Annotated in this window: 33 protein-coding genes; 32 read left to right on the forward strand and 1 reads right to left on the reverse strand. The window is 60.9% G+C overall.

What is annotated here, in order from left to right:
* A complete protein-coding gene (locus Q0908_RS00440) occupies positions 1–852 on the forward strand; it encodes a hydroxymethylglutaryl-CoA lyase (RefSeq protein ID WP_299280377.1) in 852 nt (283 codons plus the stop codon).
* A 14-nt stretch (positions 853–866) separates the two neighbouring features.
* Positions 867–1,652, forward strand: a complete 786-nt coding sequence (locus Q0908_RS00445; RefSeq protein ID WP_299280379.1) for a crotonase/enoyl-CoA hydratase family protein — start codon at positions 867–869, stop codon at positions 1,650–1,652.
* A 94-nt stretch (positions 1,653–1,746) separates the two neighbouring features.
* Here Q0908_RS00445 and Q0908_RS00450 read toward each other — a convergent pair whose 3' ends face one another.
* Complete coding sequence (locus Q0908_RS00450; RefSeq protein WP_299280380.1) at positions 1,747–1,905, reverse strand: hypothetical protein; 159 nt, start codon at positions 1,903–1,905, stop codon at positions 1,747–1,749.
* A 113-nt stretch (positions 1,906–2,018) separates the two neighbouring features.
* On the opposite strand from Q0908_RS00450, the gene Q0908_RS00455 reads away from it, so the two are divergent.
* The 30 genes from Q0908_RS00455 (at position 2,019) to Q0908_RS00600 (ending at position 25,861) form a co-directional block, all read left to right on the forward strand.
* A complete protein-coding gene (locus tag Q0908_RS00455; protein ID WP_299280382.1) occupies positions 2,019–2,300 on the forward strand; it encodes a DUF1330 domain-containing protein in 282 nt (93 codons plus the stop codon).
* A 195-nt stretch (positions 2,301–2,495) separates the two neighbouring features.
* Entirely contained in the window at positions 2,496–3,269 is a 774-nt protein-coding gene (locus Q0908_RS00460; protein ID WP_299280386.1) for a GAF domain-containing protein, read from the forward strand.
* A 166-nt stretch (positions 3,270–3,435) separates the two neighbouring features.
* Positions 3,436–3,801 carry an NADH-quinone oxidoreductase subunit A gene (locus Q0908_RS00465; RefSeq protein WP_299280388.1) on the forward strand — a complete coding sequence of 122 codons (366 nt, stop codon included), beginning with the start codon at positions 3,436–3,438 and terminating at the stop codon, positions 3,799–3,801.
* The gene (locus tag Q0908_RS00470; protein ID WP_299280390.1) at positions 3,792–4,337 is read left to right on the forward strand and encodes an NADH-quinone oxidoreductase subunit B family protein; all 546 of its coding nucleotides are present in this window, start codon (positions 3,792–3,794) and stop codon (positions 4,335–4,337) included. Before Q0908_RS00465 ends, Q0908_RS00470 begins: the two co-directional genes overlap by 10 nt.
* Positions 4,338–4,347: 10 nt before the next feature.
* A complete protein-coding gene (locus tag Q0908_RS00475; RefSeq protein ID WP_299280392.1) occupies positions 4,348–4,968 on the forward strand; it encodes an NADH-quinone oxidoreductase subunit C in 621 nt (206 codons plus the stop codon).
* A 7-nt stretch (positions 4,969–4,975) separates the two neighbouring features.
* Positions 4,976–5,143 carry a hypothetical protein gene (locus tag Q0908_RS00480; RefSeq protein WP_299280887.1) on the forward strand — a complete coding sequence of 56 codons (168 nt, stop codon included), beginning with the start codon at positions 4,976–4,978 and terminating at the stop codon, positions 5,141–5,143.
* Positions 5,144–5,183: 40 nt separating this feature from the next.
* Entirely contained in the window at positions 5,184–6,401 is a 1,218-nt protein-coding gene (locus Q0908_RS00485; RefSeq protein WP_299280872.1) for an NADH-quinone oxidoreductase subunit D, read from the forward strand.
* Positions 6,402–6,477: 76 nt separating this feature from the next.
* Positions 6,478–7,710, forward strand: a complete 1,233-nt coding sequence (locus Q0908_RS00490) for an NADH-quinone oxidoreductase subunit E (protein WP_299280394.1) — start codon at positions 6,478–6,480, stop codon at positions 7,708–7,710.
* 27 nt (positions 7,711–7,737) lie between these two features.
* Positions 7,738–8,502 (forward strand): endonuclease, encoded by a 765-nt coding sequence (locus tag Q0908_RS00495; RefSeq protein WP_299280396.1) that lies wholly within the window; start codon positions 7,738–7,740, stop codon positions 8,500–8,502.
* Positions 8,503–8,505: 3 nt separating this feature from the next.
* Positions 8,506–8,724 (forward strand): DUF5337 family protein, encoded by a 219-nt coding sequence (locus Q0908_RS00500; RefSeq protein WP_299148657.1) that lies wholly within the window; start codon positions 8,506–8,508, stop codon positions 8,722–8,724.
* Positions 8,725–8,761: 37 nt separating this feature from the next.
* Entirely contained in the window at positions 8,762–10,039 is a 1,278-nt protein-coding gene (nuoF, locus tag Q0908_RS00505) for an NADH-quinone oxidoreductase subunit NuoF (protein WP_299280398.1), read from the forward strand.
* Positions 10,040–10,048: 9 nt separating this feature from the next.
* Positions 10,049–10,249, forward strand: coding sequence for a hypothetical protein (locus tag Q0908_RS00510; RefSeq protein WP_299280400.1), 201 nt, complete (start codon positions 10,049–10,051; stop codon positions 10,247–10,249).
* Positions 10,250–10,520: 271 nt separating this feature from the next.
* A complete protein-coding gene (locus tag Q0908_RS00515) occupies positions 10,521–10,886 on the forward strand; it encodes a hypothetical protein (protein WP_299280402.1) in 366 nt (121 codons plus the stop codon).
* 131 nt (positions 10,887–11,017) lie between these two features.
* Positions 11,018–11,407: a DUF5333 domain-containing protein gene (locus tag Q0908_RS00520; RefSeq protein WP_299280404.1), complete on the forward strand. Its 390-nt coding sequence runs from the start codon at positions 11,018–11,020 to the stop codon at positions 11,405–11,407.
* A 3-nt stretch (positions 11,408–11,410) separates the two neighbouring features.
* Positions 11,411–13,429, forward strand: a complete 2,019-nt coding sequence (gene nuoG, locus Q0908_RS00525; protein ID WP_299280406.1) for an NADH-quinone oxidoreductase subunit NuoG — start codon at positions 11,411–11,413, stop codon at positions 13,427–13,429.
* 20 nt (positions 13,430–13,449) lie between these two features.
* Positions 13,450–13,806 (forward strand): hypothetical protein, encoded by a 357-nt coding sequence (locus tag Q0908_RS00530; protein ID WP_299148643.1) that lies wholly within the window; start codon positions 13,450–13,452, stop codon positions 13,804–13,806.
* 6 nt (positions 13,807–13,812) lie between these two features.
* Positions 13,813–14,850 carry an NADH-quinone oxidoreductase subunit NuoH gene (nuoH, locus tag Q0908_RS00535; protein WP_299280408.1) on the forward strand — a complete coding sequence of 346 codons (1,038 nt, stop codon included), beginning with the start codon at positions 13,813–13,815 and terminating at the stop codon, positions 14,848–14,850.
* 2 nt (positions 14,851–14,852) lie between these two features.
* Positions 14,853–15,041: a hypothetical protein gene (locus Q0908_RS00540; RefSeq protein ID WP_299280410.1), complete on the forward strand. Its 189-nt coding sequence runs from the start codon at positions 14,853–14,855 to the stop codon at positions 15,039–15,041.
* A 1-nt stretch (position 15,042) separates the two neighbouring features.
* Positions 15,043–15,537, forward strand: a complete 495-nt coding sequence (gene nuoI / locus Q0908_RS00545) for an NADH-quinone oxidoreductase subunit NuoI (RefSeq protein WP_299042536.1) — start codon at positions 15,043–15,045, stop codon at positions 15,535–15,537.
* Entirely contained in the window at positions 15,534–15,935 is a 402-nt protein-coding gene (locus Q0908_RS00550) for a carboxymuconolactone decarboxylase family protein (protein WP_299280413.1), read from the forward strand. The genes nuoI and Q0908_RS00550 overlap by 4 nt, the downstream gene beginning before the upstream one ends.
* Complete coding sequence (locus Q0908_RS00555) at positions 15,932–16,534, forward strand: NADH-quinone oxidoreductase subunit J (protein ID WP_299148633.1); 603 nt, start codon at positions 15,932–15,934, stop codon at positions 16,532–16,534. The genes Q0908_RS00550 and Q0908_RS00555 overlap by 4 nt, the downstream gene beginning before the upstream one ends.
* A 3-nt stretch (positions 16,535–16,537) precedes the next feature.
* A complete protein-coding gene (locus Q0908_RS00560) occupies positions 16,538–17,014 on the forward strand; it encodes a hypothetical protein (RefSeq protein ID WP_299280415.1) in 477 nt (158 codons plus the stop codon).
* A 28-nt stretch (positions 17,015–17,042) separates the two neighbouring features.
* Positions 17,043–17,348, forward strand: a complete 306-nt coding sequence (gene nuoK, locus Q0908_RS00565) for an NADH-quinone oxidoreductase subunit NuoK (protein ID WP_008553673.1) — start codon at positions 17,043–17,045, stop codon at positions 17,346–17,348.
* Between the two features lie 4 nt (positions 17,349–17,352).
* A complete protein-coding gene (locus Q0908_RS00570) occupies positions 17,353–17,484 on the forward strand; it encodes a hypothetical protein (RefSeq protein ID WP_299280417.1) in 132 nt (43 codons plus the stop codon).
* A gap of 7 nt (positions 17,485–17,491) precedes the next feature.
* Complete coding sequence (nuoL, locus tag Q0908_RS00575) at positions 17,492–19,600, forward strand: NADH-quinone oxidoreductase subunit L (protein WP_299280419.1); 2,109 nt, start codon at positions 17,492–17,494, stop codon at positions 19,598–19,600.
* Positions 19,600–21,141, forward strand: a complete 1,542-nt coding sequence (locus Q0908_RS00580; RefSeq protein ID WP_299280421.1) for an NADH-quinone oxidoreductase subunit M — start codon at positions 19,600–19,602, stop codon at positions 21,139–21,141. The genes nuoL and Q0908_RS00580 overlap by 1 nt, the downstream gene beginning before the upstream one ends.
* 15 nt (positions 21,142–21,156) lie before the next feature.
* Entirely contained in the window at positions 21,157–22,593 is a 1,437-nt protein-coding gene (gene nuoN, locus Q0908_RS00585) for an NADH-quinone oxidoreductase subunit NuoN (protein ID WP_299280423.1), read from the forward strand.
* A 53-nt stretch (positions 22,594–22,646) separates the two neighbouring features.
* Entirely contained in the window at positions 22,647–23,396 is a 750-nt protein-coding gene (locus Q0908_RS00590) for a biotin--[acetyl-CoA-carboxylase] ligase (protein WP_299280425.1), read from the forward strand.
* 16 nt (positions 23,397–23,412) lie between these two features.
* On the forward strand, positions 23,413–24,186 hold the full coding sequence (locus tag Q0908_RS00595) for a type III pantothenate kinase (RefSeq protein WP_299280427.1): 774 nt from the start codon (positions 23,413–23,415) through the stop codon (positions 24,184–24,186).
* Positions 24,187–24,190: 4 nt separating this feature from the next.
* A complete protein-coding gene (locus Q0908_RS00600; protein ID WP_299280429.1) occupies positions 24,191–25,861 on the forward strand; it encodes a ribonuclease J in 1,671 nt (556 codons plus the stop codon).
* Positions 25,862–25,883 lie beyond the last annotated feature (22 nt).

The raw sequence follows: 25,883 nt of genomic DNA on the forward strand, positions 1-25,883 counted from the left end.
ATGTCAGGACGTGTCGAGATCTACGAGGTGGGCCCGCGCGACGGCTTGCAGAACGAAGCAGGCGAGATCGCGGTGGCCGATAAGGTCGCGCTAATCGACTGCCTGAGCGGGGCGGGGTTCAGGCGTATCGAGTGCGCCAGTTTTGTGAGCCCCAAATGGGTGCCCCAGATGGCGGGCAGCGGCGAGGTGCTGGCCAAGATCGCGCGCGCAGACGGGGTGCGCTATGCCGCGCTGACCCCCAACATGCGCGGATACGAGGACGCATTGGCGGCAGGCGCGGACGAGATTGCCGTGTTTGCCTCCGCCAGCGAAGGGTTCTCCAAGGCCAATATCAACGCGAGCATTGACGAGTCGCTTGATCGCTTTGCCCCGGTCATCGCAGCCGCGCGCGCCATTGACCTGCCGGTGCGGGGCTATGTGTCTTGCGTGGTCGAGTGCCCCTATGACGGTGCGGTGGACCCTGCTGCGGTGGCCCAGGTTGCGGATCGACTGTTTGCGATGGGCTGTTACGAGATCAGTCTTGGCGACACTATCGGGCGAGGTACGCCCGACGCGATTGCTCGCATGTTGCTGGCGGTGCGCGACGCGGTTCCCGTGGGCCGCTTGGCGGGCCACTACCACGACACCGGGGGCCGGGCGATGGACAACATTGATGTCTCGCTCAGCCTCGGTGTGCGGGTGTTTGATGCAGCCGTGGGCGGTTTGGGCGGATGTCCGTTCGCACCGGGGGCCGCCGGGAATGTCGCGACCGAGGCGGTTGCGCTGCACCTGTCCCGGCTTGGCTATGACACGGGCCTCGACATGGACAAGGTGGTGGAGGCCGCCGCGTTGACCAAGGCCATGCGTAGCTGATCTGAGGGACGATGATGCCAGAGACGATTTCGATTGAGACGGACGCACGCGGTGTTGCCACCCTGACGCTGAACCGGCCCGAAAAGCACAACGCGCTCAGTGCGGCGATGCTGGCCGAATTGACCCAGGCAGCGGCGGATTTGGGCGCAGATGATGCAGTGCGCGTGGTCGTCCTGACCGGTGTGGGCAAGAGTTTCTGCGCAGGCGGTGACCTTGATTGGATGCGCGCCCAGATGCAGGCCGATGCGGCGGCCCGCGCGCGCGAGGCGGGCAAGCTGGCGTATATGTTGCAGGCGCTCAACACCATGCCCAAGCCACTGATCGGCGCACTGCAAGGCAACGCATTCGGAGGCGGGGTTGGCATGGCGTCGGTCTGCGACATGGCGATTGGGGTAGATCATTTGAAAATGGGGCTGACGGAAACGCGGCTCGGGATCATCCCGGCAACCATCGGCCCTTACGTGCTGGCGCGCATGGGCGAGGGGCGCGCGCGTCGTGTTTTCATGTCGGCGCGTCTGTTTGATGCGGCAGAGGCGGTTGATCTGGGCCTGTTGGCGCGCGCCGTACCTGCGGACGATCTGGACGCAGCGGTCGAGGCTGAGGTTGTGCCCTACCTGTCCTGCGCACCCGGTGCTGTGGCGGCGGCAAAGGCACTGGCGCGCGATCTGGGCCCACGCATTGATGAGGGCACTATTGCGATGACGATTGAGGCCCTGAAATCCCGGTGGGAGACACAAGAGGCCGCTGAGGGCATTGGCGCATTCTTTGAAAAACGTCGCGCGGTGTGGATGCCGGACTAGGTCCCGGCAAAGTCAGAGCGGCGGGCCCGCAAGGCATCCGACACAAAGAGGGTGAAGGCGGCAATGCGCGGCACTGCGCGCAGATCGGCATGGGTCAGGACCCAGATGGGCGGGTAGGGAAACAGCGGCAAACCCGGCGGGCGACAGTGGCGTGGTTCACCTTTAGGGTACGGGCCGCGCCGCTGAGTCCGCCATTGCGCACCGTTTCGAGCACAAAGCGCAGATCGCCCCAATCCATGTCCTTCTCGCTCATCCGCCCCGCCTTTCCTGATCGTTTTTGCACAGGTGGGATAACACAATCCTTAATTCCCGAACAGCATTTCGACCCGTATCAAGGGCGCCAGTAAGATAACCAAAGGACAGAATATGACCACCCATGCCGTTGTGATGCTGCGCGTCACGAACCCAGAAAGCTTGAATGCCTACCGCGAAAAAGCCGCCGAAGCGCTCGCGCACCATGGAGGACAGGTGGTGCAGGCCTCACCCGATCTCAAGGTGCTTGAGGGCAAGCCGGTGGTACCGGATGCCATAGCGGTCGTGAGCTTTCCCGACCGGGCCGCTGCCGAGGCATGGATTGCGGACCCTGAACTGGCGAATGTACATGCCTTGCGGCGGGGGGCGGGGAGCTCGGAAATTATCCTGCTGTAAGCCGATTTTCTGGATCTGGACCAAAAGGGCGGACCGCCATATGAAGGGTGCGCCCTTTCTACCTCCAATTGCGTCCCTTAGGTGACGCAACGTAATTTTCTTTTGATTTAGCGTCATTTTCCGTTACTTTTGGCACAACTGTGCGCTCGCTTGGACACCTTTGGGCGTGTGCGGCCTGACAAAAGTGTACCACACATGACGCACGCCTCTTTTGATTTCAGTAACTTGGTCGAATTTGACGCCCTTGCGCAGTCGATTGCGGCGCGGCTGAACTGTAGCCTGAGTTTGATCAGTATCGCGGACGGGGACACGCTGCAGGCCATGGGGCATTCGGGGCACGAGCCCGATATCGCCCAAAGAACGGTGGCCGCACGCGACACGATCTGCATTCATACAATGCGGGCCGCCCAGCCTCTGAAGATCGCGGACGTGCGCGCCGACCCCAAGTTTCGGGACGCCCCCACTGTCGAGGCGTTGAACGTCGGGGCCTATCTTGGGGTGCCTCTGCGCATGGACGGCGGCAATGTCATTGGTGCGATGTGTGCAATCTCGAGCGCGCCGCGCATCTGGCAGGAGGCGGAGATCGACTATTTGCTGGCGGTGGCCGATCTGGCCGAAAGCAAGATCGAACGGCTCACGCTGCGATATGAGCATGGCGCGCTCAGCCGGGCGCTGGCCGAGAATGACGCGATCCTTTCGACCCTTGCAGAGACGCGCGGCAAAGCGGTGACGGTGCACAACGCGGACGGCGATCTGGTCTTTGCCAATGCCACGTTGCGTACCGATTTGCATCTGAGCTTTCAGGAGCTGTTGGCGCTGCCCCGCGCAGCGCAGCAACTGGTGGCACAGGGAGCCCACGCGGGGGCGGTTGAAGTGAATGTGCCGGGCCGCCCGACCCACGCCCTTTTTGCCCACGTGTTCGCGGTCAAGGACGGGCTGACCCTTGCCGAATGGCACCGCGACACGTGACCTGATCAAAAACGGCGCGGATGCGTCGAAATCACCCGGTGATTTCCGTCACTTCCGCCTTTGGGTTTATTGACCCTGCCGGGCGGCACGCGTACACCCATGCTCAGTCAACTTTGCCACTTGACCCCGCACGCCGCCGTCGCGTGCGCCTCAAAAGGAGCCAAACGTGGAAGAGATGTTGCGGGAATACCTCCCGATCCTCGTATTTCTGGCCGTCGCCATCGGCCTTGGTCTTGTTCTGATCCTCGCTGCTGTGGTGCTTGCCGTGCGCAACCCGGACCCTGAAAAGGTGTCGGCCTATGAATGCGGATTCAACGCCTTCGACGATGCCCGGATGAAGTTCGATGTGCGGTTCTATCTCGTGTCGATCCTGTTCATCATCTTCGACCTCGAAATCGCGTTCCTGTTCCCGTGGGCCGTCGCCTTCAAAGACATCAGCATGGCGGGCTTCTGGTCGATGATGGTCTTCCTTGGCGTCCTGACGGTCGGCTTTGCCTATGAGTGGAAGAAGGGGGCGCTGGAATGGCAGTAACGGACACCGGATCGCTTGGCCCCGCCTACGCAGGCGGCGACAAGGATCACTCGACGCAAGCCCTCAATGCCGAGCTGCAGGACAAGGGGTTTTTGCTGACCTCGACAGACGACATCATCAACTGGGCGCGCACCGGCTCGCTCCATTGGATGACCTTCGGTCTGGCCTGCTGTGCGGTCGAGATGATGCACACGTCCATGCCCCGCTATGACCTCGAACGCTTTGGCACCGCCCCGCGCGCCAGCCCGCGCCAGTCCGACCTGATGATCGTGGCCGGCACGCTGACCAACAAGATGGCCCCGGCCCTGCGCAAGGTTTATGACCAGATGCCCGAACCGCGCTACGTGATCTCGATGGGGTCTTGCGCCAATGGCGGCGGTTACTATCACTACAGCTATTCTGTGGTGCGCGGCTGTGACCGGATCGTGCCGGTCGATGTCTACGTACCGGGCTGCCCGCCGACGGCCGAGGCGCTGCTCTATGGCATCTTGCAGTTGCAGCGCAAAATTCGCCGCACCGGCACCATCGTACGCTAAGAGGACACGCATGAGCCAAGCGCTGAACGAACTGGGCACCTATATCGAGGGCAAGCGCCCCGATTGCGTGCTGGCCTGGGATGTGACCCATGGCGAGTTGAACGTGGATGTGGCCCCCTCCAGCATCGTGGGGCTGGTCGAGTTTCTGAAGGTCGATTCCACTTGCCGGTTCTCATCCCTCGTGGACATCACGGCGGTGGACTATCCGGGCCGGGCCAAGCGTTTCGATGTCGTCTACCACTTCCTATCGATGTATCAGAACCACCGCATCCGTCTGCGCGTGTCGATCCGCGAGGATCAGATGGTGCCGTCGGTCACGGATGTGCACCCCTCGGCCAACTGGTTCGAGCGCGAAGTGTTCGACATGTTCGGCATCCTGTTTTCGGGCCATCCCGATCTGCGCCGCATCCTCACCGACTATGGCTTTCGCGGCTATCCGCTGCGCAAGGATTTCCCGACCACGGGCTATACCGAAGTGCGCTATGACGAGGTCGAAAAGCGGGTGGTTTATGAACCCGTCTCACTCGTTCAGGAATACCGCCAGTTCGATTTCATGAGCCCGTGGGAGGGTGCCGAATACATCCTGCCCGGCGATGAAAAGGACGGCGCAAAAGAGACGGAGGCGAAGTGAGGTGGATATGCTGATCTGGCTTGCCATTGCTGCGCTGACCGTCATTCCGATGTTCAAACTGCTGCCGCATTTCGGCATTCACCAATATTGGTCCTTCGTCTGCGTGCTGCCAATCGGCACCATCGCGCTGCTCTGGTTCATGGCGATGAAACTTCAGGAATTGGAGAAGCGGTGATGATCTTCCTATTTGAACGCCTGAACGAGGTGACACGATGATGGACGGCACCAAAGGTTTCGACGACGCCCTCACGGGCGAGCAGAAGATCCGCAACTTCAACATCAACTTTGGGCCTCAGCACCCGGCGGCGCACGGTGTGTTGCGCCTCGTGCTGGAACTCGACGGGGAAGTGGTCGAACGCTGTGACCCGCATATCGGCCTGCTGCACCGTGGCACCGAAAAGCTGATGGAATCGCGTACCTATCTGCAAAATCTGCCCTATTTCGACCGGCTGGACTATGTGGCCCCGATGAACCAGGAACACGCCTGGTGTCTGGCCATTGAAAAGCTGACGGGCGTCGAAGTGCCCCGCCGCGCCTCGCTGATCCGGGTGCTGTTCTGCGAGATCGGGCGCGTGCTGAACCACTTGCTCAACATCACCACGCAGGCGCTTGACGTGGGCGCACTGACCCCGCCGCTCTGGGGGTTCGAAGAGCGTGAGCAGCTGATGATTTTCTACGAACGGGCCTGCGGTGCGCGCCTGCACGCGGCCTATTTCCGCCCCGGCGGTGTACATCAGGACCTGCCGGACGATCTGCTCGACGATATCGAGGAATGGGCGCACAAGTTCATGTCCGGCTTTATGGAGGACATCGACGGGCTGCTGACCGAAAACCGCATCTTCAAACAGCGCAACGCCGACATCGGGATCGTGACCGAAGAGGACATCCTCGAATACGGTTTCTCGGGTGTGATGGTGCGTGGATCGGGTTTGGCGTGGGATTTGCGCCGCGCGCAACCCTATGAATGCTATGATGAATTCGACTTCCAGATCCCGGTCGGCAAAAACGGCGACTGCTATGACCGCTACCTCGTCCGGATGGAAGAAATGCGCCAATCCGTCAGCATCATCAAACAGGCCATCGGCAAGCTGCGCGACTGCCCCGGCGACATTCTGGCCCGTGGCAAGATCACCCCGCCAAGCCGGACGGACATGAAAACGTCGATGGAATCGCTGATCCACCACTTCAAACTCTACACCGAAGGCTTCCACGTCCCCGAAGGCGAAGTCTATTGCGCGGTCGAGGCCCCGAAGGGGGAGTTCGGCGTCTATCTCGTCGCGGACGGCTCCAACAAACCCTACCGCGCCAAGATCCGCGCACCCGGCTTCCTGCATCTACAAGCGATGGATTACATGAGTACCGGGCACCAACTCGCTGATGTCGCTGCGATTATCGGGACCATGGATGTGGTGTTTGGGGAAATCGACCGGTGATCCAGCCCTTCATCTTGCCCAATAAACTCCCGCCGGAGGCACCTGCTGTCTCCACTCAGACCGAGGGAAAGACGTAATGCTCCGCCGTCTCCATGCAGACCAACCCGACACCTTCGCCTTCACCCCCGCCAACCAAGCGTGGGCCGAAGCGCAGATCACCAAATATCCCGAAGGCCGTCAGGCCAGCGCTATCATTCCGCTGCTCTGGCGCGCGCAGGAACAGGAGGGCTGGTTGACCCGCCCCGCCATCGAGGCGGTCGCGGATATGCTTGATCTGGCCTATATCCGCGCGTTGGAAGTGGCCTCGTTCTACTTCATGTTTCAGCTGCAACCTGTTGGTTCTGTTGCCCATATTCAGGTCTGCGGCACGACATCTTGCATGATCTGCGGGGCCGAGGACCTTGTGGCCGTCTGCAAGGACAAGATCGCCGCCAAGGCGCATCAGCTCAGCGCGGATGGCAAGTTCAGTTGGGAAGAGGTCGAATGCCTCGGGTCCTGCGCCAACGCGCCTATGGCGCAGATCGGCAAGGACTATTACGAAGATCTGACCGCTGCCCGCATGGGCGAGATCATTGATGAGTTGGCCGCAGGGCAAGTGCCTACGCCGGGGCCGCAGAACGGGCGCTATGCGGCAGAGCCTCTGTCAGGGCTCACCACCCTCAAGGAAGCTGACAGCGGCCGCACCAAATACAACGCCTCTGTGCAACTTGCGACGGATATCGGCGACACGGTCAAACGCATCGACGGGACCGAAGTGCCGCTGCTCGCCCCGTGGGGCAAGGCAAACGAGAACGTCGCACCAAGCGGGGACATGATGCCCCCGGACGGTCCGACCGGCAAACAGGGCGGCCGCACGGCCGCGGAAAAACCCGCGCCGCGCAATGTCGGCGCGTCCTCTGACAAAAGCGGCGAGGTGCCCGGTGAGGGGGCTGGCGTCGCGGCCAAGGGCAAGCCCGAGGTGGGAAGCGTCGCGCCGAAACCGGTCGAGAACGCCCATGCTGCTGCCCCGGGTCCGGGCACCAAGCCCGCCACCCTTGATGCGGCCCGTGCGGGTGGCCCGGACAATCTCAAGATGATCAAGGGTGTCGGGCCCAAGCTCGAGGCGTTATTGCACCGTCTTGGCTTTTACCACTTCGATCAGATCGCGGCGTGGAGCGGGGATGAGATCGCGTGGGTCGATCAGAACCTCGAAGGGTTCAAGGGACGTGTCAGCCGTGACAATTGGGTCACGCAGGCCACCGCTTTGGCGGCAGGAGAAGAGACAGAATTTTCCAAACGTGCGAAAAAAGAGGGCACGTACAAGAAGTAGTAGCCTCTAGACGGGGAAGGGACGGTCATGGACAAGAAACAAGGTATGGTAAGTTGCGCACTCGGCTGCTGGCTGGTTGCAGCCCTTGGCGGGGCACTGGCAGCGGTCTTGCTGATGGTGATCGGCACGTGGACGTTCATGCAGGCGGTGTTTGCGGCAGGCGTGGTGTTTGTCGTCGCGGGCCTGTTGCTCAGCTTTATCATGTGCCGCCCCTTGCCTGCATTGGGCGAGGCGCAGGTGGGCAAGTCCGATGATGCACCTGCTGAAAAACCCAAGGCGGCTGCGGCCCCCGCACCCGCCCAAGCTGCTGCACCGGCCAAGGCGGCTGTGACTGTGTCCGAACCTGTGGCTGCCGAGGCCAAGGCGTCAGAAGACAAGGGTGCCGCCAAGGCCGCGCCGAAGGCCACGGCAAAACCAAAGGCTGCGGCCAAGCCGAAAGCCGAAGCCAAACCGAAAGCCGCGGCGAAAACCAAGGCCAAAGCTGCCCCAGCCGAAGCGGGCGAGGGCAAAAAACCCGCAACCCTCAGCGCGGCACGCGATGGTGGCCCCGACGACCTCAAACAGATCAAGGGCGTCGGCCCGAAACTGGAATCGCTGCTGCACTCGATGGGTTTTTACCACTTTGACCAGATCGCAGGCTGGGGCGCAGACGAAGTGGCTTGGGTCGATCAGAACCTCGAAGGGTTCAAGGGCCGCGTGAGCCGCGACGCATGGGTCGATCAGGCCAAGACGCTGGCCGCCGGTGGCACCACCGAGTTCTCCACGAAAGTCAAAAAGGGCGGCGTTTACTAAAGCATGTCCGCCCCGCTTGATCCCAAACAGGCTCGTCAGGGCCGTATCGCGGCCCTCGTTATTGCGGGGGCCGCTTTGCTGTCGATCTTTGCGCCGGTGATCGTCGGCGTTCTCGGCCTGCCACCCCGGTTCGAGATACTTTTGCTGCTTTTCGCACTGGCTGCGTTCATTTGGGCACTGGTGGTGGCGCTCAGGATTTGGCAAAACAGCCGAGACACATGAAACGGCCCGGCGCGGGGCCGCACCGAGAGGATCTGACATGCTGGCCGACCAGGATCGCATCTTTACCAACTTGTACGGAATGCACGACCGCACGCTCAAGGGCGCGCAGGCGCGCGGCCACTGGGATGGCACCGACAAGCTGATCCAGAAGGGGCGCGACTGGGTTGTTCAGGAGATGAAAGATTCAGGCCTGCGTGGGCGCGGCGGTGCGGGTTTCCCCACCGGCCTGAAATGGTCCTTCATGCCCAAGGAAAGCGACGGCCGCCCCAGCTATCTGGTTGTGAACGCGGATGAATCCGAACCCGGCACCTGCAAGGACCGCGAGATCATGCGCCATGATCCGCACACCTTGATCGAGGGGTGCCTGATCGCCTCCTTCGCGATGAATGCCAACGCCTGCTACATCTACATCCGCGGCGAATATATCCGCGAGAAAGAGGCGCTGCAGGCCGCCATCGACGAGGCGTACGACGCTGGCCTGGTTGGCAAAAACGCTGCCGGATCGGGCTGGGATTTCGAGATTTACCTGCATCACGGAGCAGGGGCCTATATCTGCGGCGAGGAAACCGCACTGCTGGAATCGCTTGAGGGCAAAAAAGGCATGCCCCGGATGAAGCCGCCGTTTCCGGCCGGTGCGGGCCTTTATGGTTGCCCGACCACTGTGAACAACGTCGAATCCATTGCCGTTGTGCCCACCATCCTGCGGCGCGGCGCGTCATGGTTTTCGTCCTTTGGCCGACCCAACAATGCAGGCACCAAGCTGTTTGCGATCTCGGGCCATGTGAACAACCCCTGCGTCGTCGAGGAATCGATGAGCATCCCGTTCGAAGAGTTGATCGAAAAGCATTGCGGCGGCATTCGCGGTGGGTGGGACAACCTCAAGGCGGTCATCCCCGGTGGCTCCTCCGTGCCCAACGTGCGCGGCGAACACATGCGCGACGCGATCATGGATTTCGATGCGCTCAAGGAAAAGGGGTCGTCCCTTGGTACGGCTGCCGTCATCGTGATGGATCAAAGCACCGATATCATCAAGGCGATCTGGCGGCTGTCGAAGTTCTACAAACACGAAAGCTGCGGGCAATGTACGCCGTGTCGCGAAGGCACCGGCTGGATGATGCGCGTGATGGACCGTCTGGTGAAGGGCGAGGCGGAGGTCGAGGAGATCGACATGCTGCTCGATGTGACCAAACAGGTTGAGGGCCACACCATCTGCGCGCTTGGCGACGCGGCGGCCTGGCCGATCCAGGGGTTGATCAAGAACTTCCGCGACGAGATCGAAGATCGGATCAGCCACAAGCGGATCGCTGCGGAGTAGGATGCTTTCATGCTGAACAATATTGGCTTGCCTGGCATCCTGTTCTTGTTGGTCTTGATAATATTTCCACTGACGTTCTGGAAAATCTTTACCAAGGCGGGCTTCAGCGGTTTTTGGGGTTTGTTTTCTATTTTGCCAGGTGGAGTATTTGTGCTGTTACTGGTGTTGGCGTTTGTCGACTGGCCGGCAAATCGCAAATCTGACCCGTAGTCTTTGGCCGCAAATAGCCACGAGAGGTCCTCAGTCAGGTGCGTGAGCTGCTGTGAGTGACGAACTACGAGAAGTAGATTTTTGGGCGAAATGCCTAGTGATCTGACGAAAGGCCTGCCAATTCTGTCGCAGCGTAACAGCTATATTCTTGCTGTCGCGATGACGACGCAGTGCTTTCATCACGCGAAATTCCATGGCAATAGAGATAAGGCCACGGCTGACGGCATCTGCCCGCAGCCCAAGAACAGCGCTGAGGCGCGGAGAAGACATTATGACGAGCATGACCACATTTTCCCTTCGGAACGCGCGGATGACAGGTGCCCTTTTGATCGCGGGCCTTCTGCTGTCAGCCTGCGCCGAACGCCGCGCCGACCGCGTCGCCTTTGACGGGCAGTTCTTCCGCTCATCCAGCAGCAAGGTCGACCGGCAACGCGATCAGTTCGAAGTGTCGGTCAGTCCGGTCTCTGCGTCGCTGGAAGGGGCCCGCGAGGCGGGGCGGTATGAGGCAACGCGCTATTGCATCAGATCCTTTGGCACCTCCAATATCGACTGGGTCAATGGCCCCGACGCCGAGGACGGGCGCTTGCGCATTTCGGGTGACAAGCTGCTGTTGCGCGGCGCCTGCGCGCCAGAGTGATCACAACCCGCGCAGATGGCGACAAATTGCGCGCTAACGGGTTGTGCAAACCCATGATATTGCATAGCACAAAGGTGTTTTCCCACCTTGCGTTACATCGACGCGAAAAGTGGAGAGATATGATGCGCGCAATGACAACAGCCTTGATCCTTAGCCTGACTGCCGGAACCGTTTCGGCGAAACCGCATCTGCGGGATGTGGCCGAAATCGATGACACGATTCTGGCCGTCGGGATCGCGGACGAGATCCGCAAAAATTGTCCCGACATTTCGGCGCGGGTGTTTCAGGCCTACCGTATCGTGACCGGTCTGAAGACGACTGCCCGCAATCTGGGCTATTCGGATGAAGAGATTGACGCTTACCGCAAATCCGACGCCGAAAAGGCCCGCCTCAAACGTGAGGGCAACAGCTATCTCGCGCAGCAGGGTGTAAAGGCGGGCGACCCGGCCAGCTATTGCGCCGCCGGGCGTGACGAAATCAAAAAAGGCGGCCAGATCGGCGCCCTACTGAGGATGAACTGACGTATGAGCAACCTCCGCAAGATCATCATCGACGGACAAGAGGTCGAAGTGGACGGGGCCATGACCCTGATCCAGGCCTGTGAAGAAGCGGGCATCGAAATCCCCCGGTTCTGCTATCACGAGCGTCTGTCGATTGCGGGCAACTGCCGGATGTGTCTTGTCGAGGTTGTGGGTGGTCCGCCCAAGCCTGCCGCCTCTTGCGCCATGCAGGTCAAGGACTTGCGCCCCGGCCCCGAAGGCCAGCCCCCGGTCGTCAAGACGAATTCGCCCATGGTCAAGAAGGCCCGCGAGGGTGTCATGGAATTCCTGCTGATCAACCACCCGCTCGATTGCCCGATCTGCGATCAGGGCGGCGAATGCGACTTGCAGGATCAGGCGATGGCCTATGGCGTGGACTTCTCGCGCTTCCGCGAGCCCAAGCGCGCGACGGACGATCTGGACCTCGGCCCGCTGGTCGAAACCCACATGACCCGCTGCATTTCGTGCACCCGCTGCGTACGTTTCACCACCGAAGTGGCGGGTATCACCCAGATGGGTCAGACGGGGCGCGGTGAGGATGCCGAAATCACGTCTTACTTGGGCGAGACGCTGGAATCGAACCTGCAGGGCAACATCATCGATCTGTGCCCCGTGGGTGCGCTGGTGTCGAAACCCTACGCCTTCACCGCCCGCCCTTGGGAGCTGACCAAGACCGAAAGCATCGACGTGATGGACGGCATGGGTGCCTCGATCCGCGTTGACACCAAAGGGCGCGAAGTGATGCGGTTCCTGCCGCTCAACCATGACGGCGTGAACGAGGAATGGATTTCGGACAAGACCCGCTTTGTCTGGGACGGGCTGCGCCGCCAGCGGCTCGACAAACCCTACATCCGCGAAAATGGAAAGTTGCGCCCGGCCACATGGCCCGAGGCGCTTGGCAAGGCCGCTGAGGCGATCAAAGGCGCGTCCAATCTGGCCGGTCTGGTCGGTGATCTGGCTTCGGTCGAGGCGGCTTATGCGCTGAAATCCCTGATTGAGGGGCAGGGCGGCATTGTCGAATGCCGCACCGATGGGGCCAAGCTGCCAAGCGGCAATCGTGCCGCCTATGTGGGCACCGCCGCCATCGAAGATATTGATGATGCCGAGATGATCCTGCTGATCGGCACCAATCCCCGCCTTGAAGCGCCCGTGCTCAACGCGCGCATCCGCAAGGCTTGGACGCGCGGGGCCAAGGTTGCGATGATCGGCGAGGCGGTTGATCTGACCTATGATGTGAGCCATATCGGCACGGATCGTGCCGCCCTCGAGAACCTGTCGAAAATGGATCATTCGGACAAACAGGGCACCCGCGGTGTGATGATCATCGGTCAAGGCGCGCTGCAAGGCGAAGATGGTGCCGCGGTTCTGGCCATGGCGCAGGCCACGGCTGCGGCGGCGCAGTCGAAACTGCTGGTGCTGCACACCGCCGCGTCCCGTGTCGGTGCGATGGATATTGGTGCCACCAACGACAACGGCATGGCCGCCATTGACGGGGCCGACGTGATCTACAACCTTGGTGCGGACGAGATCGAAATCGCCGCGGGGGCGTTCGTGATCTATCAGGGCAGCCACGGGGATCGCGGCGCACACCGCGCAGACGTGATCCTGCCCGGTGCGGCCTACACCGAAGAGGGCGGGGTGTTCGTCAACACCGAAGGGCGGCCACAGCTTGCGGCCCGCGCCAGCTTTGCGCCCGGTGAGGCCAAGGAAAACTGGGCGATCCTGCGCGCGCTGTCGGGTGAGATGGAGGCGACGCTGCCTTTCGACAGCCTTGCCGCGCTGCGCAACGAGATCGTCGCGGCGCATCCGCATCTGGCGGACATCGACGTGGTGGCCGAGAATGAAGGCGAGGCGCTGGCGCAAGGCACGCTCGGGTCTGGCACGTTCGCCTCGCACATCACCGATTTTTACCTGACCAACCCCATCGCTCGGGCCAGCCAGCTGATGGCCGAACTCAGCGCCAACGCCAAGGCGCGCCGGACCGAGGCGATGGCCGCCGAATGAAGGCGGCGTGGATCATATCCATGATGCCGCTTGCCGCCTGTGAAACGGTGCCCACGGCCGAGCAGTTCATCCCCGACTATCGGGGTGTAGAAACGCAGCTGCTGGCCGATGATCTGGTGCAGTTCAATGTCTCGATGACCAACGCGCTGAGCGCGCAGGACGTGGCCAACTATGCCGAATGTGCCGCCGCTGGATATACGCTGATCCGGGGCTGGGGATTTGCGCGTCATTTGCGCACAAATGTGAATGAAGAGGCTGGCGTGTGGGCGGCGGATGCTGTTTACACCATCTCGCCAGCCCTGCCACGTGGGATCAAGACCATCGACGCCGAAGTCGTGGCCGCATCCTGCGCGGAGAAGGGAATACCGACGGTGTGAGGATACATGGCTGACTTCTTTACCACTCCTGGCGGCATCGCCGTCCTGATCCTTGCCCAGGTGCTGGCTGTCGTGGCGTTCGTCATGATTTCGCTGCTGTTTCTGGTCTATGGCGACCGCAAGATCTGGGCGGCGGTCCAGATGCGGCGCGGACCCAACGTGGTGGGCACCTTTGGCCTGCTGCAAACTGTGGCCGATGCGCTGAAATATGTCGTCAAAGAGGTCGTCGTGCCTGCGGGGGCGGACAAGACAGTCTTCATGCTCGCCCCCATGACCAGTTTCGTGTTGGCGATGGTGGCCTGGGCTGTGATCCCGTTCAATGACGGTTGGGTGCTCAGCGATATCAACGTCGCGATCCTCTATGTCTTCGCCATTTCCTCGCTTGAGGTCTACGGCGTGATCATGGGCGGATGGGCGTCAAACTCGAAATATCCTTTCCTCGGCTCGCTGCGCTCGGCGGCGCAGATGATCTCTTATGAAGTCTCCATTGGCCTCATCATCATCGGGGTGATCCTGTCCACGGGTTCGCTGAATTTCGGGGCCATCGTGAATGCGCAGGACACCGGGTACGGGTTCTTTGGCTGGTACTGGCTGCCGCACCTGCCGATGGTGTTCCTGTTCTTTATCAGTGCCTTGGCCGAAACAAACCGTCCACCCTTCGATCTGCCTGAAGCGGAATCCGAACTGGTGGCGGGCTATCAGGTCGAATATTCCTCAACCCCGTTCCTGTTGTTCATGGCCGGCGAATATATCGCGATTTTCCTGATGTGCGCGCTGATGTCGCTGCTGTTCTTTGGCGGCTGGCTGTCGCCCATTCCGGGTCTGCCGGACGGTGTGCTGTGGATGGTGGCCAAGATGGCGTTCTTCTTCTTCCTGTTTGCGATGATCAAGGCGATCACCCCGCGCTACCGCTATGACCAGTTGATGCGGCTCGGGTGGAAAGTGTTCCTGCCCTTCAGTCTTGTCTGGGTCGTGTTCGTGGCCTTTGCGGCCAAGTTCGACTGGTTCTGGGGCATCTATGCCCGTTGGGCCACAGGAGCGTAACGATGAGCCTCGCAGAAGCCATCACGCAGAGTTCGGCACATGATCTGGCGGATCTGACCGCCTTTATCGTGTCGGAATGCGAGATGTGTACGCAGGATGCGGATGGTGCGATGGTAGACATTAACAATGACGATGTGATCGCCGCCTTCAAGGCATGGGCGGACATGAAACGAGACGGACAGGGGCGCTGATATGACTCAGATCGACTATGGCCGCGCGGCCAAATACTTTCTGCTTCAGGATTTTTGGGTGGGCATGAAGCTGGGCCTGAAATACTTTTTCGCGCCCAAGGCCACGCTGAACTATCCGCATGAGAAGGGGCCTTTGTCCCCGCGCTTTCGCGGTGAACACGCGCTGCGCCGCTATCCCAATGGCGAAGAACGCTGCATTGCGTGCAAGCTGTGCGAGGCGATCTGCCCGGCCCAGGCCATCACCATCGACGCCGAGCCGCGCGAAGACGGCAGCCGCCGGACCACCCGCTATGACATCGACATGACCAAGTGTATCTATTGCGGCTTCTGCCAGGAGGCCTGTCCGGTAGATGCCATCGTCGAGGGGCCGAATTTTGAATTCAGCACCGAAACCCGCGAAGAGTTGTATTACGACAAGGACAAGCTGCTGGCCAATGGCGAGCGGTGGGAAGCCGAAATCGCACGCAACCTCGAACTGGACGCGCCCTACCGATGAGCGAGCCGATCAACCCTTTTGCCGCGATGCTCGAGCAGGTGCAAGAAATGACCAAGTCCTTTCCGCAAATGCAGGCGTTCGACCCCAAAGCACTTGAGGCGATGTGGCCGACCATGCCCAAAGAGGTGATGGAGCAGTGGTTCGGCAACGCGCTGAACGAAGATGGACTGGATGCCAAGACCAAGCTGCTGCTGACCCTTGCGGGCCTCACCATGCAAGGCGCGCAGGCCGACACCGCTGTGCGCCAGACCGTACGCCATGCGCGCGAAGCCGGCGCCACCGATCAGCAGATTTCCGAGACCTTGGGCATGATGGCGATGTTTGCCGGTGTACCTGCGGTGACCCGTGCGACCGGGCTCGCCCAAGAGGTCATGGCCGAAGATAAGGACAAGACATGAGTGTATTTGCCTTTTACCTATTCGCGATCAGCGTGATCACCGGGGGGCTGTTCACGGTTATCAGCCGCAACCCGGTCCACTCGGTTTTGTGGTTGATCCTGTCGTTCCTGTCGGCGGCTGGTCTGTTCGTGCTGCTCGGGGCCGAGTTTGTCGCGATGCTGCTGATCATCGTCTATGTGGGTGCCGTCGCGGTGTTGTTCCTGTTCGTGGTGATGATGCTTGATGTGGATTTCGCCGAGTTGAAGGCTGAAATGGCGCGCTATATGCCGCTGGCCTTGCTGATCGCCGTCGTGATCCTGATGCAATTCGTGATGGCCTTTGGCGCATGGGAAAGCAACGCAGCGGCCGAGGGCCTGCGTGCCCAGTTGACGCCTGTGGATCGCCACAACACCGAAGCCTTGGGCATGATCCTGTATGACCAGTATTTCCTGCTGTTCCAGCTTGCGGGCCTGATCCTGCTGGTTGCGATGATCGGAGCGATTGTTCTGACGCTGCGCCACCGCTCGGATGTGAAACGTCAGGATGTGGTGGCCCAGATGATGCGCGACCCGGCAGTCGCGATGGAGCTGAAAGATGTCAAACCGGGGCAGGGGCTCTGAGCGATGACGGCAAGGGTCGCATATATCCTGTCGGGTGCACTGGCGCTGATGGGTGCGCAAGCGACAGCGCTGACGCTGACTGGCTGTGACCGGACGACCCACATCTCGCATGGCGGAGAGGCGGATCATGTTGATCTCGGCCAAGGCCGTGTGATGTGGCGCGACTGGTGGAGTCAGGAGGGGACTGCGACCGACTTTACAGTTGTGGACTGCGCCCCCGGTACGGCCCTGCAATTCCGCACCCAGGAAGAGAACATGGGCACGCGCCTGCCCTTCAACCGCACAGAAAAGGCGTTGGCCGTGATCGCACGGCACGAAGAAGGCGCGCGCGCCTTTGCGACGTTCGAGCGCATGGCCGAAGATTTGGATGGCATCGCCCGCGATATCACCATCGCCACGCTGAGCGCGGAACCCTGCGCCTGTGCGGTGCTGTACCCCGAGGCGCGCGGCGACAAAACGGAGTTCAAGCTTGCCGGGTAAGCCCTGCTGGCCAGATTAGGAAAGACCGATGATCGGACTAGAACATTACCTCACAGTCGCAGCGACGCTGTTTGTCATTGGCATTTTCGGGCTGTTTCTGAACCGCAAGAACGTGATCATCCTGCTGATGAGCATCGAGTTGATGCTGCTGGCGGTGAACATCAATCTGGTCGCGTTTTCGTCCTTCCTCGGCGATCTGGTGGGGCAGGTGTTCACCCTCTTTGTGCTGACCGTCGCCGCCGCCGAGGCGGCCATCGGCCTTGCGATCCTCGTGTGCTTCTTCCGCAACCGGGGCACCATTGCGGTCGAAGACGTCAACGTGATGAAAGGGTGAGCCGATGAACCTGCTGCTGGACTATTTCTGGATGCTGCCGGTCGCGATCGGTGTGGCCGGTGTCTACCACTTCGCGATGCAAGACCTCGCCCCTGCGCCCGCCCGTGCGCGCGTGCAGAACAAGACCAAGGGATAAGCCGATCATGGAAACCATCATCCTCTTTGCCCCTCTGGTCGGCGCGCTGCTCTGCGGCTTTGGCTGGCGCGCGTTTGGCGAAACGGCGGCCTGCTGGATCGCGACGGGCCTGTTGTTCCTGTCCGCGGCGCTGTCCTGGATTGTCTTCCTGACCTTTGACGGCACCACCGAAAGCATCCAGATCCTGCGCTGGATCGAAAGCGGTTCCCTCAGCACCGATTGGGCCATTCGTCTCGATCGCCTTACGGCGATCATGCTGATCGTGATCACGACCGTTTCCAGCCTCGTGCACCTATATTCCTTTGGCTACATGGAGAGCGACCCGCAATGGCGCGAGGGCGAGACGTACAAGCCCCGCTTCTTTGCCTATCTGTCCTTCTTTACCTTTGCGATGTTGATGCTGGTGACGGCGGACAACCTTGTTCAGATGTTCTTTGGTTGGGAAGGGGTCGGCGTCGCCTCGTACCTGCTGATCGGGTTTTATTATCGCAAGCCGTCCGCCAATGCCGCCGCCATCAAGGCCTTTGTGGTCAACCGGGTGGGTGATTTCGGCTTTGCGCTTGGTATCTTCGGGCTGTTTTTCCTGACGGACTCGATCAAGTTTGACGACATCTTTGCCAATGTGGCCACATTGGCCGACATCCAACTGACCTTCCTGTGGACCGAGTGGAATGCAGCCAACCTGATTGCCTTCCTGCTGTTCATCGGGGCCATGGGCAAATCGGCTCAACTTTTCCTGCACACCTGGTTGCCCGACGCGATGGAGGGGCCGACGCCGGTCTCCGCCCTGATCCATGCCGCGACCATGGTCACGGCGGGTGTGTTCCTTGTTTGCCGCATGTCGCCGCTGATGGAGTTCGCGCCCGAAACGATGGCCTTTGTCACCTTCCTTGGCGCGGCGACGGCCCTGTTCGCGGCCTCCGTTGGCCTTGTGCAGACCGACATCAAACGCGTCATCGCCTATTCCACCTGTTCGCAGCTTGGTTACATGTTCGTGGCCGCAGGCGTGGGCATGTATTCGGCGGCGATGTTCCATTTGCTGACGCACGCCTTCTTCAAGGCGATGCTGTTCCTTGGGGCCGGCTCGGTCATCCACGCGATGCATCACGAGCAGGACATGACCAACTACGGCGGACTGCGCAAAAAGATCCCCTATACTTTTGCGGCCATGATGATCGGCACGCTGGCGATCACGGGCGTGGGCATTCCGGTCTGGATTTTCACGCTTGGCGAAATTCCCATCGGGTTCGCGGGCTTCCAGTCCAAGGACGCGATTGTCGAAAGCGCCTTTGCAGCTGGCACCGGGTTCAGCTTTTGGGCGCTGGTCATCGCGGCCCTGTTCACCAGTTTCTACAGCTGGCGGCTGATGTTCCTGACGTTCTACGGAGAGCCGCGCGGCGACAAGCACACCCACGACCATGCCCATGAAAGCCCTGCTGTCATGCTGATCCCGCTTGGTGTGCTGAGCATCGGTGCAATCTTTGCCGGGATGGTCTGGTACGGCTCCTTCTTCGGACACACCGATAAGGTCGCCACCTTCTACGGTATTCCGTATGCCGAGGCCGAAGATCATGGCGAGGCCAAGGACGACCACGCTGACGAGGGCCATGCCGATGACAAGGGCAAGGAAGGTGAACACCACTATGCTTTCGCCGGGGAACCCGGGCAGGGTGCGCTTTACATCGGGCCGGACAACACCGTTCTGGATGACGCACACAAGGTGCCATACTGGGTGAAAACCTCGCCCTTTGCGGCGATGCTTCTTGGCTTCCTGACGGCTTACTGGTTCTACATCAAGAACCCGTCGCTGCCCGGACGGCTCGCCGAGAACCAGCGCCCGCTCTATCTGTTCCTCAAGAACAAGTGGTACTTTGACGAGCTTTATAACTACATCTTCGTCCAACCCGCGCTGTGGATCGGCAAGCAGCTGTGGAAGAAGGGCGACGGCGATGTGATTGATGGCACCATCAACGGCGTCTCCATGGGCATCGTGCCCTTCATCACGCGGCTCGCCGGTCGGGCGCAGTCGGGCTATATCTTTACCTATGCGTTTGCGATGGTGATCGGGATTGCGGTCCTGATCACGTGGATGACGCTGAGCGGGGGGGCAAACTGATGGACAACCTTCTTTCCATCGTGACCTTCATGCCCGCGCTTGCGGCGCTAATCCTTGCCATCTTCCTGCGTGGAGAAGATGAGGCGGCGCAGCGCAATGCCAAGTGGGTGGCCATGGCGACCACGGGTCTGACGTTCCTCGCCTCGCTGTTCATTCTGTTCGAATTTGATCCCAACGACACCGGCTTTCAGTTTGTGGAAGAGGGCACATGGATCATGGGCCTGACTTACAAGATGGGGGTCGATGGCATTTCGGTGCTGTTTGTGATGCTGACCACCTTCATGATGCCGCTGGTGATTGCGGCGTCGTGGTCGGTGACGGACCGCGTCAAGGAATACATGATCGCCTTCCTGCTGCTGGAAACGCTGATGCTTGGCGTGTTCATGGCGCTGGATCTGGTGCTGTTCTACCTGTTCTTTGAGGCCGGGCTGATCCCGATGTTCCTGATCATTGGCATCTGGGGCGGGGCGAACCGGATCTATGCCAGCTTCAAGTTCTTCCTTTACACCTTCCTCGGCTCGGTGCTGATGCTGGTGGCAATGGTGGGCATGTTTGCGGACGCGGGCACCACCGATATCGAGCAACTACTGAACCACCAGTTCGGGTCCGAGACGTTCTCGCTGCTTGGCATTCAGGTTGTGGGGGGCATGCAGACGTTGCTGTTCCTCGCGTTCTTTGCCAGCTTTGCGGTCAAGATGCCGATGTGGCCGGTCCACACATGGCTGCCGGATGCGCACGTGCAGGCCCCGACCGCGGGGTCGGTGGTGCTGGCGGCCATCCTGCTGAAACTGGGCGGCTACGGGTTCATCCGCTTTTCCATTGGCATGTTTCCGGTGGGGTCGGACGTGATGGCGCCGCTGGTGCTGTGGATGTCGGCGATAGCGATTGTCTACACCTCGCTGGTGGCGCTGGTGCAGGAAGACATGAAAAAGCTGATCGCCTATTCCTCCGTCGCTCACATGGGCTTTGTGACAATGGGTATCTTTGCGGCCAATCAGCAGGGGCTGGATGGCGCGATTTTCCAGATGCTCAGCCACGGCTTCATCTCGGGCGCGTTGTTCCTGTGCGTCGGCGTGATCTATGACCGGATGCACACGCGCGAGATCGACGCCTATGGGGGCCTCGTGAACAAGATGCCCGCCTATGCGCTGATCTTCATGCTGTTCACGATGGCCAATGTGGGCCTGCCGGGGACTTCCGGTTTTGTGGGTGAGTTCCTGACGCTGATGGCCGTGTTCCAGGTCAACACCTGGGTGGCGGCGGTGGCGACCACGGGCGTCATATTCTCGGCGGCCTATGCGCTGTGGCTGTACCGGCGGGTGGTGATGGGCGATCTGATCAAGGAAAGCCTGAAGTCGATCACCGACATGAGCCGGCGCGAGCGCGCAATCTTTGCACCGCTCGTGGTGATGACCATCCTGCTTGGGGTGTACCCGGCGCTGATCCTCGACATCATCGGCCCGTCCGTGGCCGCGCTTGTGACCCAATACGACACAGCCCTTGTGGCGGCAGAGGCCGCGACGCAAATGGCTGCAAACTAAGAACGGTTTTGAAACATGTCTGCTGATCTGACCATCATCCTGCCCGAAATCCTGCTGTCGGGGTTTGCCATTCTGGCCCTGATCGGGGCGGTCTATACGTCCAAGGACGACTTGGCCTCGCCCCTCGTTTGGTCGACAGCGGCGGTGTTTCTGGCACTGGCGGCGTGGATCGGTTTCACGGGGCAGGGCAGCAACGTGGCCTTCTCTGGCATGTTCATCGATGACGGGTTTTCGCGCTTTGCCAAGGTGACGATCCTGATTTCAGCGGCAGCCGTTCTGTTGATGAGCGAAGGCTACATGTCGGCGCGCGGATTGCTGCGCTTTGAATATCCGGTGCTGGTCGCTTTGGCCGTTGTGGGCATGATGATGATGGTGTCGGCGGGCGATCTGATGGCGCTCTATATGGGTCTCGAGCTGCAATCACTGTCGCTATATGTCGTCGCCTCACTTCGCCGGGACTCGGTGAAATCGACCGAGGCCGGCCTCAAGTATTTCGTGCTGGGCGCGCTGTCTTCGGGTCTGCTGCTTTATGGGGCGTCGCTGGTCTATGGCTATGCGGGCACAACCCTGTTTTCGGGCATCGTGCAGGTCGCGCAAGAGGGCGTGTCGCTTGGCTTGCTCTTCGGTCTCGTGTTTCTGATGGCAGGCTTTGCCTTCAAGGTCTCGGCCGTGCCGTTCCACATGTGGACGCCGGATGTCTATGAGGGCTCGCCCACGCCCGTCACAGCCTTCTTCGCCACCGCACCCAAGGTCGCGGCCATGGCCTTGTTTGCGCGCGTGATGCACGACGCCTTTGGCGGTGCGGTCGCGGACTGGCAGCAGATCATGGCGCTCTTGTCGGTGCTGTCGATGTTCCTTGGCGCTTTTGCGGCCATCGGGCAGACAAACATCAAGCGGCTCATGGCGTTTTCCTCCATCGCCCATATGGGCTATGCGCTGATGGGTCTGGCGGCGGGCACTGTACTGGGTGTGCAGGCGATGCTGGTCTACATGGCGATCTACGTGACCATGAATGTGGGCACGTTCGCCTTCATCCTAATGATGGAGAAAGACGGCCAGCCCGTCACCGAGATCTCCTCGCTCAACAGTTATGCCAAGAAAGAACCGGGCAAGGCGTTGGCCATGTTGGTTCTGATGTTCAGCCTTGCAGGTGTGCCGCCGATGCTGGGCTTCTTTGGCAAGTTCTATGTGCTGCGCGCAGCCTATGAGGGCGGTCTTGCGTGGCTTGCCATCGCCGGTGTGATCGCCTCTGTGATCGGGGCCTATTACTATCTGCGTATCGTGTTCTTCATGTATTTTGGCGACGCGGGCGAGGATCGCCTGAACGGTGGCAAATCCCCCATCCTGTGGGTGATGCTGATGGGCTCGGCTGCGGTCATGGTTCTGGGCATCGTCAACATGTTCGGTGTCGAGGGTGCGGCAGCGGCGGCAGCGGCCACGTTGGTGAACTAGGCACATTTGGTCGGCCGACCCTGCGTGGGACACTTTTGGAAAGCGGGCAGGTCATGACCGGGTGGCCCGAAGGCTATGGCCGCACCGTCCTGGCCGAGGTTGATTCCACATTGACCGAAGCGGCACGCCGCGCGGCAGATCTGGCGGGCCCCGAGTGGATCCTGGGACTGAACCAGACGGCGGCGCGCGGGCGGCGGGGCCGCGCTTGGGCCATGCCTGCGGGCAATTTTGCGGCCACTTTGGTTTTGCCGATGCGCGAGGCACCGGGGGATGCCGCCCTTCGGTCTTTTGTCATATCGCTGGCCTTGCATGATGCTTTCGTGGCGGCCACGGGGCGCGGCGATGCCTTCGCGCTCAAGTGGCCCAACGACGTGCTTCTGCGCGACGGCAAGGTGGCGGGCATCCTGCTCGAAAGCATCAGCACCGGTGCGGCGGTGACCCACTTGGCGATTGGCGTCGGCGTGAACCTGATCGCAGCGCCGGGCGCGGATCAGGTGGAGGAAGGGGCCGTGCGCCCCGTCGCCCTGAAATCGGAGTTGGGGGTGAGCATTGCGCCCGAGGCGTTTCTGAACCTGCTGGCCCAATCCTATGCCCGCTACGAGGCCCAGTTCACCACCTACGGCTTTGCACCCATTCGCACCGCGTGGCTGGCCCGCGCCGCCCGTCTGGGGCAGGCGATCACCGCCCGTACCACCCGCGAGACCCATCAAGGAACCTTCGCGGATGTGGACGCAGATGGGCAACTTGTTCTAGAGACGCCCAAAGGCCGGGTGCGCATCCCGGCGGGCGACGTATATTTCTAAGGAAGGGGCGCACCCCATGCTCTTGGCCATCGACTGCGGCAACACCAACACCGTCTTCTCCATCTGGGATGGAGAGGCGTTTATCGGCACCTGGCGTACCTCGACCGAATGGCAGCGCACGGCGGATCAATACTATGTCTGGTTCTCGTCGCTGATGAAGTTCCAGAAGATCGAGGTCGAGATCACCGACATGATCATCTCGTCCACTGTGCCACGGGTCGTGTTCAACCTGCGGGTCATGGCGGATCGCTATTTCAACACGCGGCCCATCGTGGTGGGCAAGCCCGATTGCCTGCTTCCCGTGGGCGTGCGGGTGGACGAGGGGACACAAGTTGGCCCTGACCGTCTTGTAAACACGGTCGCGGGACACGATCTGTACGGAGGGGACCTGATCATGGTCGACTTCGGCACCGCCACGACATTCGATGTGGTGGACACCGATGGCGCCTATATCGGGGGGGTGATCGCACCGGGTGTGAACCTAAGCCTTGAGGCGCTGCACAACGCGGCCGCCGCGCTGCCCCATGTGGATATCACCAAGCCGCAGGCCGTCATTGGCACCAACACCGTCGCCTGCATGCAATCCGGCGTGTTTTGGGGTTACGTCGGATTGGTGCGTGAGATATGTGCCCGGATCAAGGCGGAACGCGCCCGTGAGATGCGCGTGATTTCAACAGGGGGCCTTGCGCCGCTGTTTCAGCAGACCGAAGCCCTCTTCGATCATTATCAAGACGAATTGACGATGCATGGCCTGACGGTCATCCATCGTTTCAACAAGGAAAATACCTGAACTTATGAGCAGTGAACGACTGATCTACCTGCCCCTTGGGGGGGCGGGTGAAATAGGCATGAACGCCTATGTGTATGGCTACGGCAAACCCGACCAGGAACGCCTGATCGTGGTGGACCTTGGCGTGACCTTTCCGGATATGGACGGCTCGCCCGGTGTGGATTTGATCCTGCCCGACATCACCTGGCTGGCCGAGCGCAAGGACCGCATCGAGGCGATCTTTGTCACCCATGCCCACGAAGACCATGTGGGTGCCATCGCCCACACCTATGACCAGCTGGGCGCGCCGATCTATGCGCGCGCCTTCACCGCCAATATCGCGCGGCGCAAGATGGGCGAACATGGCCATGACGAAGAGGCGGTACGCGTCACCGGCGCATGGCCCGAACAGGTGGAGGTCGGCCCGTTCAAGGTTGGCTTCCTGCCCATGTCCCACTCGATCCCCGAAAGTGCCGCGCTGATCATCGACAGTGCGCATGGCCGAGTGATCCACTCAGGCGATTTCAAGCTGGACGAGACGCCCATCGTGGGTGAGCCCTTTGATCCGGACCTGTGGGCCGAGGTGTCCAAGGATGGAATCAAGGCGCTGGTCTGCGACAGCACAAACGTCTTTTCCCCCAACCCAGGCCGGTCCGAAACAAGTGTCGGGCCCGAGATCGAAAAGCTGGTGCGCGGGCACACGGACGGGATCGTGGTGGCAACCACCTTTGCGTCCAATGTGGCCCGGGTGAAAACACTGGCGGATGCGGGTGCGCGCGCAGGGCGGTCGATTGTGCTGCTTGGTCGGGCGATGCGGCGGATGATCGAAGCGTCGATCGAGACCGGCGTTTTGAAAGACTTCCCCACCGTTGTCAGCCCCGAGGATGCGCGCAGCATTCCGCGTGAAAACCTGATGTTGCTGGTTACGGGCTCGCAAGGCGAACGGCGCGCGGCCTCGGCCCAACTGGCGAACGGCAAGTATATGGGGCTGGAGTTGAAAGAGGGCGATCTGTTCCTTTTTTCGTCGAAAACCATCCCCGGCAACGAGCGCGGCGTGATCCGCATCATGAACCAGCTTTCGGAAAAGGGCGTGGATGTGGTCGATGACTCATCGGGTCTCTATCACGTGTCCGGCCATGCCAATGGGCCGGACATCGCGCGCCTCCATGATATCGTCAATCCACAGATCGTGGTGCCCATGCACGGGGAACACCGGCATTTGCGCGAACACGTCAAGATGGCGGAAAGCGCCGGGCGCATGGGCGTTCTTGCCGTTAACGGGATGATGATCGACCTGTCGGGCAATGCGCCCAAAGTCGCCGAATATATCGAGACGGGCCGGACTTATCTTGATGGGTCAGTGCAGATCGGGGCGCTAGACGGGGTCGTGCGCGACCGCATCCGCATGGCGCTCAACGGGCATGTTCTGGTCACGCTGATTTTGGATGAAGAAGACGAGCCGCTTGGTGATCCGTGGTGTGAAACCATGGGACTGCCGGATATGGGCACGTCCAAGGCGGCGTTGGTCGAGGTGCTCGAAGCGGATATCAGTCAGTTTCTGGGCCGCGCGGATGCCAAGACTCTGCGCGACGACGACAAACTGACCGAAGCCCTGCGTCGCATCGTGCGCAAGTCCGGGCAGGACGAGATTGGCAAGAAGCCCGAAGTCACGGTTGTCATCAGCCGGATGCATTGACGAAAAAGGCGGGCCACAGGCC

The organism is uncultured Tateyamaria sp., assembly GCF_947494755.1.
In the GTDB taxonomy this organism is placed as follows: domain Bacteria; phylum Pseudomonadota; class Alphaproteobacteria; order Rhodobacterales; family Rhodobacteraceae; genus Tateyamaria.